This is a genomic window from Paenibacillus sp. alder61 (assembly GCF_020179875.1).
GTDB lineage: Bacteria > Bacillota > Bacilli > Paenibacillales > Paenibacillaceae > Fontibacillus > Fontibacillus faecis.
This window is the reverse complement of the sequence record NZ_JAIUDG010000017.1, coordinates 110986-122251: the sequence shown is the minus strand read 5'-3', so window position 1 is coordinate 122251 and position 11266 is coordinate 110986. Positions and strand designations below refer to the sequence as shown.

General features: G+C 53.4%; 11 protein-coding genes. All 11 read left to right on the top strand.

Annotation, left to right across the window (positions count from 1 at the left end):
- Positions 1–50: 50 nt before the first annotated feature.
- The 11 genes from LBW89_RS18550 to LBW89_RS18500 all read left to right on the top strand — a co-directional run bounded on the left by LBW89_RS18550 (position 51) and on the right by LBW89_RS18500 (position 11256).
- Positions 51–2708, top strand: a complete 2658-nt coding sequence (locus tag LBW89_RS18550) for a molecular chaperone (protein WP_225039810.1) — start codon at positions 51–53, stop codon at positions 2706–2708.
- Positions 2709–3462: 754 nt separating this feature from the next.
- The gene (locus LBW89_RS18545; protein WP_148456657.1) at positions 3463–4002 is read left to right on the top strand and encodes a hypothetical protein; all 540 of its coding nucleotides are present in this window, start codon (positions 3463–3465) and stop codon (positions 4000–4002) included.
- A 27-nt stretch (positions 4003–4029) separates the two neighbouring features.
- Positions 4030–4533, top strand: coding sequence for an RDD family protein (locus LBW89_RS18540; RefSeq protein WP_148456658.1), 504 nt, complete (start codon positions 4030–4032; stop codon positions 4531–4533).
- A gap of 69 nt (positions 4534–4602) precedes the next feature.
- A complete protein-coding gene (locus tag LBW89_RS18535) occupies positions 4603–5136 on the top strand; it encodes an RDD family protein (RefSeq protein ID WP_148456660.1) in 534 nt (177 codons plus the stop codon).
- A 20-nt stretch (positions 5137–5156) separates the two neighbouring features.
- The gene (locus LBW89_RS18530) at positions 5157–5717 is read left to right on the top strand and encodes an RDD family protein (protein WP_225039808.1); all 561 of its coding nucleotides are present in this window, start codon (positions 5157–5159) and stop codon (positions 5715–5717) included.
- Between the two features lie 36 nt (positions 5718–5753).
- Positions 5754–6305, top strand: a complete 552-nt coding sequence (locus LBW89_RS18525; protein WP_170287161.1) for an RDD family protein — start codon at positions 5754–5756, stop codon at positions 6303–6305.
- A gap of 208 nt (positions 6306–6513) precedes the next feature.
- Complete coding sequence (locus LBW89_RS18520) at positions 6514–7287, top strand: DNA and RNA helicase (RefSeq protein ID WP_148456664.1); 774 nt, start codon at positions 6514–6516, stop codon at positions 7285–7287.
- A gap of 51 nt (positions 7288–7338) precedes the next feature.
- Positions 7339–8892: a contractile injection system protein, VgrG/Pvc8 family gene (locus LBW89_RS18515; protein ID WP_170287162.1), complete on the top strand. Its 1554-nt coding sequence runs from the start codon at positions 7339–7341 to the stop codon at positions 8890–8892.
- Between the two features lie 26 nt (positions 8893–8918).
- On the top strand, positions 8919–10052 hold the full coding sequence (locus LBW89_RS18510; protein ID WP_148456668.1) for a pentapeptide repeat-containing protein: 1134 nt from the start codon (positions 8919–8921) through the stop codon (positions 10050–10052).
- A gap of 37 nt (positions 10053–10089) precedes the next feature.
- Positions 10090–10611: a hypothetical protein gene (locus LBW89_RS18505; RefSeq protein WP_148456670.1), complete on the top strand. Its 522-nt coding sequence runs from the start codon at positions 10090–10092 to the stop codon at positions 10609–10611.
- Positions 10612–10614: 3 nt separating this feature from the next.
- Positions 10615–11256 (top strand): DUF4280 domain-containing protein, encoded by a 642-nt coding sequence (locus LBW89_RS18500; RefSeq protein WP_148456672.1) that lies wholly within the window; start codon positions 10615–10617, stop codon positions 11254–11256.
- Positions 11257–11266 lie beyond the last annotated feature (10 nt).

The following is an 11266-nucleotide window of genomic DNA, read 5'->3' as shown; positions in this document are numbered from 1 at the left end:
AGTTTAGGTTGAGGAAAAGGCACCCGCCGCGGGAAAAGGAGATTGTGCACATGAGAGGATTTAAACTGTATACCGATTCCACCAGTCAAGAGCGGGTGCGCGGCGCGGTCCGTTACACGCGGGAAGCGTTGGTCGAGATGACGACCTACCAGATGCGGAATATTTGCTACCGGGAGCGCCTCGTCGAGGGGATGAGCCAGCGGCTGGACCGCGATGAGCTGATCCGCCTCATTCTGAAATATTTGGGAGCCGACGAGCACAAGTGGATCGGCAGGGTGTGCGAAGGCGGGTTCGACCGGGTGCAGCGTATGATGAAGCGGTCGCTGCAGTCGCCGCTGCAAGGGGACGGGGGCATCTCGGTGCCCGCCCGGATCGTGATCTACCCCGGCATCGCCGTGGATCGGGCGGACGGGTACAAGGTGAAGGCGCCCGCCGGGTTCGCGGAATCGAATGTGCTGCTCGTCAACGACAACCAGGAGCTGTGCGGGATTTTTCAACTGCACAAGGATGAGGAAGGCGGCTCGGGCAGCTATTATTTGGCGGCGGACAGCGATGCCGAATGGGTGCGTACGGCCAATCGCCAGTACAGCTTGCTGTTCCTGCGGAAGCGCGAGTCCGACTATGTGTACACGACGTACTACCGGGAACAGGCGCCGCCGCCCGCCCATCTGCCCTACTTCAAAATCCCGCTAGCCGACCTGGAGCTCCGCGAACTCGAGCGGACGGACGCGGTGCTGGCGATCGATTTCGGGACATCGAACACGACGGCGGGGGCTTTTTTGTACCCGGGCTATGTAAAGCATTTTTCGGGTCTTTCTTCGGACCGGCCCGACGGGCGCCTGCGCCTGAACGAGGTGAATTTCGTGCGCTTCCCCGACCCGTCTTACCGGGTGCCCGAATGGACCGAGGCGCTGCCGACGGCGATCCGCGTGGCGGACTGCTCGAACCCGGCGGCGGTGAAGTACGAGTTCGGATACGAGGCCCTGCTCGGCATCCGGCGCGGAAGCTACAGCAGCCGGGCGTCCGTGTTCCAAGGGCTGAAGCGTTGGGTCCACGATTACGAGCGGACCGTGGAGATCATGGACGGCGAAGGGAACACGGCAACCGTGCCGCGGAGCGAGCTGATTCGCGCTTACCTGAAGTATGTGATCACCCTGGCGGAGCATCAATTCAAGTGCAAGTTCAAAAAGCTGCACCTGTCCTCCCCCGTGAAGATGAAAGCCCCTTACCTGGACATGTTCAAGGAAATCCTGAAGGAATACGACATCGAGGAGACCCACGCGCTCGACGAGGGGATGGCGGTGCTGTACAACACGATCGAGGATGGGCTGGAGCGCGGAGTTTTCACGGAGGGGGCGGAATATCAGGCGCTGGTGATCGACTGCGGCGGCGGAACGACCGATCTGTCCTCCTGCCGTTTTCGGATCGAAGACGGCCATATGTCTTACAGAATTGCGCTGGATACGAGCTACGAAAACGGGGATACGCATTTTGGCGGCAACAATCTTACATACCGAATCATGCAATTTATGAAAATCGTCTTCGCCGAGTACTACGCGAACGGCCGCCGCCGGGTGACGGATATCGACGACCTGATCGGGATTCCGGCCAACGACCTGTTCCGGGAAATCGACGAGCGGGGCGTCGAAGCGGTTTACGCCGAGCTGGAGCGGAGATACCGGGAGGCCGAGGCGGTGATTCCGACGGCGTTTGCCCGGTACGAGAGCCGCTCGCGGGACGAATATGTGCGGGTGCGCGGCAATTTCTTTTTCCTGTGGGAAATCGCCGGGGCGATGAAGGAAGAGTTTTTCCGCAAAACGGGGATTCTCCGAAACCGGTTCGACGCGGAGCTGAGCGGGGCGGACGACGACGATCTGCAGATTATGACGATGGAGCGTTGGTTCCTGTCGGTGTACCGGGGCGGGGAGCTTAAGGATGAATACGAAATCCCGAACGTCGTGTTCAACATCAAGGAAATCACCCAGTTGATTCAGGGCGACATTTACGAGATCGTGCGCAAGTTTCTGGACGGGTTCTACCGCAGCGGGGCGCTCGGGGATTATTCGATCATCAAGCTGACGGGGCAATCGTGCCGGATCGACGTATTCCGGGAAGCGCTGAAGGAGTTTGTGCCGGGGCGGAGCATCGAGTTCCGTCAAAAGCCGGCCGAAGGCCGGGTGCCGGAGCTGAAGCTGGCCTGCCTGCGCGGGGCGATCCGCTACCTGAACGCCCAGAAGGAAGGCCGGATCGAGACGAGCCTGACGAGCCACGCGGCGGTCATCCCGTACTCGGTCAGCGCGTACACGCACGACCGCCGCGAGGTCGTGCTGATCAGCAGCCTGGAGCGGAGCAGCCAGGGGCTGGGCTTCATCTCGCGGCCGTATCAGACGCAGGAGGTCGAGTTCCTGCTCCGCGGCAGCCGCGGGGATTTGCGGCACCGGTTTGTGTACACGAACCGGACCGACCGCTACGAAGCAGTCAAGTACGAGGACATCCGGGCCGTCTACGGGGACCGGATTCCGCAGGACGACACCGACTCCATCGTCAACGGGGAGACGAAGTTTTTTGTCTTCGCCGACGACAGCCAATGGGGCTTCCACGTGCTCCCGATCGCGCGCCTCGACGAAGGCCTGCACCTCGGCCGCAAAAAGCTGTTCCCGTTCGAGGGCGAGCGGTCGGGGGAGGATTTTTTTGACGGGATGAAGTAGGGCGGCGGTGGCGCCGGCTTGCTTGTAGCCGGTAGGATAGGCGCGGGGAAGTGAAGTTCGCTGCCGGTGTAGTTGCGGGTGGCAATACGGACGATGGAACCGATGAGCGGATGCTGGAAAGCTGAGACGGATGCAACCGATGCAACCGATGCAACCGATGCAACCGATGCAACCGATGGAGCCGACGGAGCCGACGGAACTGACGGAACTGACGGAACTGATGGAACTGACGGAGCCGATGGAACCCAAGCAACCCGAGCAACCCAAGCAACCGGTCCGGTTCTGCTGTGAGATACCTGTTTTTTTCGCTGGTGCGCTATCGCCGAAGCCCCGGAATTCTAACGGACACAGTAGCTGCTATTTCGGCATAAAACACACTTTTCGGATTCTAACGGACGCAGTAGCGCCTATTTGCCTCAGAAGCGCTCAAAACGACGGGTTTCGGTGGAAATAGCGGCTATTATCTCCATTAGAATTTTAAATCGTCCGATTTGGTGGAAATAGCGGCTATGGCTTCCGTTAGAACGGAGAGTGAAGACTGAGTTCGTCCGGTTTAGCTTCTGCGGAGCGAATTTAGATCGGATGGCAAAAACCTATGTAGTACATAAGGATTGGCTGGACTTGCGGGAACAGGGGGTGGGACGGTTTCGAGTTTCGAGAGACTCCGTCGCCGAACCTCAAAATACATATTTTCTTGGAAAATTATGAGGTTCCGTTTAAGGATCGGCTAAGCAACGTAAGGAGGATTTGGTCGATGAATATATGGTTCATAAGAACGATCGTTCGAAACATGCTGAAAAAGCCGTTTCTCCCGGCAGCCAGAGGACCTGAGGGAGAACTGCTGCTGCAAAAGTCCCGCTTCGTCCTGGTCTCCTGCCTGCTTGGGTTCCTGATCTGTGCGGCGGCACTTCCGATCTTGTTGGCGGATGAGGCGCGCGAGGAGTTTGAGGTGATAGTCTATCTGATCGCGGCGGGAGCGCTCCTGCTGTTCATTCAGGTGGTCCAGCACCTGATTTTTCGGGCCAAGGCCGGCGAGCACTGGCTCGCGGTGCGCACGCTGGGCGGCCGCCGGATGCTGAATTATGGGGAGCTGCAAAGTGTGGGGTACACCCGGTTTTTCGGCGGGCAGTTTTTGCTGCAGGGAGCTGGCGGGACCGTGCGGATTCCGGCCGGAATCCGGGGAGCGGCGGAGCTGATCGAACGGATCGGCGGCAAGATCGGAAGGGACGCCTGCGCGGAGGCGCAAGAGGCGCTGGACGAGAAGCGGACCGAAATGGAAAAGTGGACGCGGTGAGGTGGCCGGGAGAGGAGTTGAGAAGTGATGTATAACGTGTTGTGGAGAAGGTACTGGGCTATGGCGGTTGACCGCTTGGTTACCGGACTGGGTGGCGTGCTGCTCAGCTTGATCTGGTTCTCTCCCGGGCAGCTATTCTCCGAAACTTCAAATCTACTGGCACCGGGACTCCCGATGCTGCTGACGCTTGTCTGCGAGTGCGTATATTATTCGTTGATGGAATCTTCCAAATACCAGGCCACGTTAGGGAAAATGCTCCTGGGGATCGTGGTGGTCGACTGGAGTCACGAGCAGTTATCCTTCGGCCAAGCTTTCGTGAGATATCTGGGAAGGATTTTGTCCGGATTCATCTTGAGCCTCGGTTATATCATGGCCATCTTTTCGGACAAACGGCTAGCGCTGCATGACAAAATAGCGGTTTCCTATGTCGTCCACAAAGAAAAGCTCCAACTTCATAAGATCCGGGAAGAAGTGGAAGCCAAGGGCGACCTTCGGAGCGGGCGGATGACCGGCTTTAACTGGGGAGATTGATTAAGTCGGGTACATTCCCGGCAAGACGAAACTTGCGAGACGAGACAACAATTTAAAGGAGAGACAACAATGTACATTAGTTTTGGAAAAAGAGTAATCGCCTGGCTCATTGATGCACTGGTGATCCAGTTTATTTTGCAAGTATTTCTAATCGGGTTTCTGAATTTTCGTTCGTTGTACTACGACTTCCTTCTAAGCCAAAGAGACTGGATGGATGTGAATTTAGAGGAGATCGGCGGAATTTTTGAGAGCGGGTTTTTCTTCAAATTTGCGGCGGTGCTGGGGATACTCCTCTCCTGGCTCTATTATGCCGCGATGGAATCATCCAGGCTGCAGGCGACGGTAGGCAAGCTGGCCATCGGCGGGGTCGTGGTCGGTGAGATGAACGAACGGATTTCGTTCGGGAAGGCGAGCGGTCGCTTTTTCGGTAAAATCGTTTCCTCCCTCATCCTCTATATCGGCTACCTGATGGTGGCTTTCACGGAACATCGGCAAGGGCTGCACGATAAGATGGCCAAGGCGTATGTCGTGGATAAAGAGCATTTGGCCGCTTACCGGACCACCATGCAAAAGCAAATGGAGGACGTTGTAAAGGTCGGGTGAGGGGATAAGGAGGAGAGGGCTTGCGTTTGTATGCGGGTTTTTGGAAAAGATTTTGCGCGAATCTGCTGGATGGGATTCTTTGTTATGTAGCGGGGATCATCATTAATCTGTTTCTGCTGTTGCTGGAATTTAGTATCAGCAGCATTTATTATGCTGCGTTTGAACGGCTCGGGATCTCCGGGGCCTATGAATTTTACGGGCTCATCAGTCTGGTTATGCATTTCCTGTTCTTGTTCTCCTTCGGCTGGCTCTATTACGCGTTTATGGAATCGTCCACCTGCCGGGCTACATTGGGAAAAATGGCGCTGGGCATCGTGGTCGTGGACCGGCGGTTTGAGCGGGTGTCTTTTCTGCGGGCGAGCGGGCGGTATTGGGGCCGGATCGTGTCCCTTTTGACACTGTATATCGGCTTTATGATGGCGGCTTTTACGAAAAAGAAGCAGGCGCTGCATGACAAGATCGCCGGGACATATGTGGTCGATAAGCGGATGCTGGAAATCGCCGAGGCCTATGACGCTGCCCAGCGGAACCAACCGCTGCCGGGAAACGCCGGTCCAGGGGCGATAACCCCTGAGGGCTAAGGGAATCGATAGAGTTGGAAAGGAGGAAGTACCTTGTTGTATGCGGGCTTTTGGAAGCGGCTGTGCGCCTGTTTTTTGGACGGGATTGCGACGTATATCCTCTTTGTCGTCTTCGGTCTTCTGATCATCGTCATTCGAAAGCTGTTCGGGTGGTGGCCGATCACGGCCGCCCCCGTGACTTTGGAAGAGCTCCCGCCCATCCGGCTTTATTTGCAAATATTTGTGGGGTTCCTGCCTTTCATCATCTTTAAGTGGTTGTACTACGCGATCATGGAAGCTTCGACGCTCCGGTCCACATTCGGCAAAAAGATCATGGGTCTGGTGGTCGTGGACGAGCGGCTGGGGAGAGTGTCTTTTTGGCGGGCGAGCGGGCGGTATTGGGCCAGATTCCTATCCATCCTGACGGTGAGCATCGGCTACATGATGGCGGGCTTCACCGCCAAAAAGCAGGCGCTGCATGACCTGGTGACCGGTACGCTCGTGGTGAATCAATCTGTGCTGGAGTTCGGCCAGGAAGGCCCAGCCCCCCACCCGGATAGTGCCTGGTTCCAGGCGTATGAGGAACTGGTGCGGGCGCGCAGTAGCTAAATAAGTTGAATTAAAGAATTAGCAATAGGCAAGAGTGTGAAATGATTCTGGAGAAGTGTAGCGCTCGCCTTTGTGACCGGATTTCTACCTTAATAAATTTAAATAAGAAATCTGGGAGCAACAGCGATCGGAAGAACATTTCACACGGCTGCCTTACATGCAAATCAATAGTTCAACTTATATAAAATCGCGAAAGGAGGCGAGGCCGTTGTTTAGCCATCTATTCCCGAAGTTTGAAAAAGGGCGGATCCTGAAAACCGCGATGCTGGAAAACCTGCGCGACTTCCCGCGCGAGGCCCTGGATATCGCCTACCAGGACTATGCAGACGGCATTATAACCGGGGCGACGATCCGGGTCGAGCGCGACACGCTGACGATTGCCCCGGGCATCCTCAAGCACCAGGACCGGCTGTACCTGTTGAACCATTCGGTCGAGATCGCGTACCGGGCCACCGGGCGGGAAACGGCGGTCAAAGTGCGGTTTGGGGAAGGCAAGCAGGACAGCGACTGGGTGAGTCACCCTAGCGAAATCGTGCTGACCGAACCCGGGGAGTCCGGGAGCCCCGAGCTTGAACTGTGCCGCTTCAAGCTGAAGGAAGGCGCCCGGCTGCGCCAGGATTACCAGAACTTCCGCGACCTCGCCACGGAGTACAACACCGTCAACCTGCTGCACGTGCGCTTCGCGGCGGATGGAGAGAGCACGGTTTCCCCGGTGATCCTGCGGATGTTTGGGGAGGAGATGATGCGGCGGGGGGGCGGAGAAGCGCAGGATTTCTCTTTTGCCATGATGTGCTTGAACGAGGGGGCGATCCGGCGGAATGTCATTTTGCATTACATCGCAAACCGCCTCGGCACCGCGTACAAGGATTACAGCAATATCGAAATCCACAAGTACCTGTCGCGCATCCTCGACAACACCCGCGGCGGCGGCCAGCGGCTGGGGATGAGCGCTGGTGGGAGCTTGCGGATGATTGTGGATTAGGGGAACGCGCGTTGTGAACAAAAATCCGATCGTATAAAGGGGATGAGTGGAATGTCGTCTTCATTGGTTGTCGACTATAATACGCTGAAGATCGCGCCGTTTGAGATGAAGCTGTTGGAGCTAAAACTGGAGAAGAAGTTTCAGGACCATGCGCGGCTTCGTTTTACGGGAATCATCGCGGAGGAAATGGAAGAGAAGTATGTCAAGATGGCAAGCGAACAGCTTCCGGTTGAAATGTACTACACCGATCACAAGGGCAAAGTACATACGTTGTTCCATGGCTTGATTTTGAAGCTGCATGTCCGCGTAGACCGGGATGCGTATTGGCTGGAAGCGGAGGCGGTATCGCATACGTATGGGATGGATATCAAACCTCAGTATCGTTCGTATCAAAACGCCGCGATGAAGATTCCGGAAGTCATGGAGCATATTTTTAAAACCTACGAAAGAGCGAGCCTGCTCAATACTTTTACAGAGCAAAAAAAACTGGGCGGCTTTACCCTGCAATATCAAGAGACGGATTGGGAATTTCTCAAACGGTTGGCCTCGCATTATCACGCACCTCTCGTACCCTCAGTAGCCCAAAGCAGAATTTGTGTTTATTTGGGAGTGCCGGAACATCAGGATGTGGGGGAAATTCAGGCAACTCATTATCGGGTGTATAAGGACATTCTCGCCTACAAAAATATTGTCGATAACGAGCAGGCTTCCCTGACAGAGCAGGACTTCATCTGCTATGAAATCGTGACAGACCAGGTGCTGGAGCTTGGGGACATGGTGACCTTCAAGGGGAAGAAACTGCACGTAAGTGAAGTCCTGACGGAAATGCATCGGAGTATATTAACACACACCTATACCTTGCGGTCCAAGAGAGCGGCCTATCAGCGCAAATCCTATAATCGCCGAATTATTGGCGCTTCCATTCAGGGGAAGGTCAAGGATGTTGTACGGGATGAAGTCAAGGTACAGCTCGAATACGATCAAGATTGGGATACGAAGACCGCTTACTTGTTCCCATATTCCACTATGTACGCCTCTGAGGATCAGACGGGCTGGTACTGCATGCCGGAGAAAGGCGATGATGTGCGGATCTATTTCCCTGGGGCCAAAGAAGCCGAAGGCATCGCACTTAGTACGGTGCGCAAAAAGTTGCCGGCCGAGGCAATGGGGGCTGCTTCGGGGACTGGTGCGGGTGCTGGTGTAGGATCCAACACAAAAACGGTGACGAATACTGTTGTGAAAACCGAGCAGCTTCAGCCTATTGTGCACTATGACAAGGATTTGAAGGAAGATTTAATGGCAAACCCGGATACGAAGTTTATCATGACGCCTTATGGACAGCAGATTAAGTTTGAGAAGGACAAAATTACAATTATTGGGGCAGGAGGAGGGGCTTGGATTTCACTAATGAATGAAGGCACCTTAGTTTTAAACAGTAACAACAAAATCTCGCTGCATACAGGCAAGCAGATTGAAATGGCCGCGAATTCCATCGTACTGCTGGGCAATCAGATTGAGATGTCTACGAAAGACGGGCCTTCGGGGATTAAGCTGGATCAGGGGCAAATCCAGATCAAAGGTGTGGAAGTAGTTATGGAAGAGTAGGTGTTTTGGCAGAACGGAGGGTCGATATGGATAAAAAAGAAGCATGGGATCACTTTCTAAAAACTACGGTCATCCCATCACGATTAGATCAAGTGACGGCACTACATACCTATTATGGCCAAGCTATTGAGGAAATCGCCGCCGAAATAGCGGTGCAGATCGATGAAGTATGTCAGGATGCTGTGAAGCAACAAGCAGCCGGTAAAATGCAAGCCTGTACCATGATTCGTGTCTCCCTGCTCAGGACCTCATTGCTTGAAGGAGTATTTGAGTATATGTGTGAAGCTGTGGACGAACATTCTATACCTATCTTCCGCATGACGCCCTTCAGATACCAAGCGACTTGGATTTATAAATTCTATGAAGCTTGGAATAGGAACTGTGAAGACCAACTACGGGTTTATATGGGCTTACTGAAGCCATGGTTCTTTGAAAATTGGCGAAGTAGTCAGCTATTTTCTTTTCACAATTATATGGTACATGCCGTTCGATATGCTGTTCCACGTATTATGGTGCTACCGTCTTTTCAATCTCTTCAACGAGGCGAGGGTTTTGAAATGGTGGTCGGTGAGTACGGAGATCATACCATAGGAGAATCCGTATACTATTGCAATTCCATAGAACGTTCGGAAAAATCGATCAAAGCCTGGTTGGCGCGAGAGCTTCCCCATGATTATGTGCATGAACATATAACAAAGGTCGACTTGTCACAAATGAATTATGAAGGGATCAATCTCAATTATACCTGGTTACAGCAGGTTGATCTGACAGACACCTACCTAGCCCGTGCCTCCTTGCTAGGAAGTAGACTTGATGCTTGTGAGGCTCGGAATGCCGATTTTACCGGCAGTGCGATGTTTGACGCGGATTTTACAAATTCAATGTTGTCCGGTGCCCGGTTCGATGAAGTCATAGCTCCCGTAAATATCGTGAATGAAGAAGATGCCGTATATTTTGGGCTTTATCCTGTTAAGTTCACAGGGGCGGATCTGACAAATGCAAGTTTTCGCAGTGCTTACATTGCCGGGGATTTTCGTGGGGCTATTTTGGATGGGGTTGATTTTCAAGGCGCCAATCTTACGGGCAGCCGCATGCTAAAAGAGGATGAATCAAGGGTTCATCTTTCAGAAGAACAGTATTCGTCCATTATATGGTCTTGATACGGAGGGGAATCTTACCTGCCAGGAAGGAGAGGCTATGGAATTTTTCGTGTTAGAGCGCGATAAACGGTTGGATCATTTGGCCGTGGGACTCGTTTGTTCCCCACGTCTGGAGCAGGGCTACGAGGCTGCTGAGGATAATGAACTGGTTGAGGTGCATGGCGAAGGAGTCAGGGATTATGGGTGTATGCTTGAGCAGCCAACCTTGCTGGTAGCCAATGAATTGCGTAGGTTGTTGACGAAATATGACTCCCAAATGGCTTACAAAACAGTCTCCATCATGGATAAAACCTTGAACGGTTTGCAGTTAAATTACTTCTTGCTCAACATGCGGGAAGTGGAGGTTATGGCCCCCATTCCTCCAGATGACTTGAAACGAAGTAATGCAGCATTGGGGTTTAGCCTTCGGAGGGGCGATATTTCTGACTATCCCTTTTTTGGAGTGACCTATCACCGTAAAAGGTATCTTGTCGTTCGGTTGGATGTGGCCGAGCATGTTTTAAGAGCGGGCTTGTACGGGGTAGCGGTGAAACGACTTCAACTTAAGGAGTGTGATTAAATCATGGCAGATAAAGCCAAAATAACGAACCGTAATTTTCTGAAGCAGTCCGTGGTGGATGAATTAATGAATGCGGCGTGGCGAAAAACCACACTTGTAAGTCGAGGGGCGTATATCTACTGTTCGAAAGGAACTCACGAGGATATCCTGAATCAAACTGAAAAAAACGGGGTGTTTTTGAATGGAAACCCCATCATGACAGTGAAAGATTGCAAGGTTTCGCCATCGGAGAGTGAGGAGCTTGCTGGAGTCCCTTATCGTGAACCAAAGCCGGAAGTAGAGGGAAATTTGCACTCCTTCGGGTATTGCCGGTCGGAATTTCATCCCTTAAAAGTCGGAAATGTAGGGGTACCGTATAAACCGAAAATGCAGGACTATGACCCCGACACCGGTGTGACTAAGGAAGGAGACGAAAATCGGTTATATCCGTGCGTTCCTATCATTATGCCAAAGATATTTTTTAGCCCGTTTGGCTTAGATATTGCGGGAGGAGAATGGGAGAACGGACACGAGAAAATAAAAATCAATGGCGTGCCCGCATTGACAAGCAAGTCCTGCCTAAGATGCCTCTATGGGGGCGAAATCAAATTGTTGAGCAACGGGATGGAACCTGTACCTGGCGAATTAATGGACCAGCGGGGTTAAGGATCAAGGA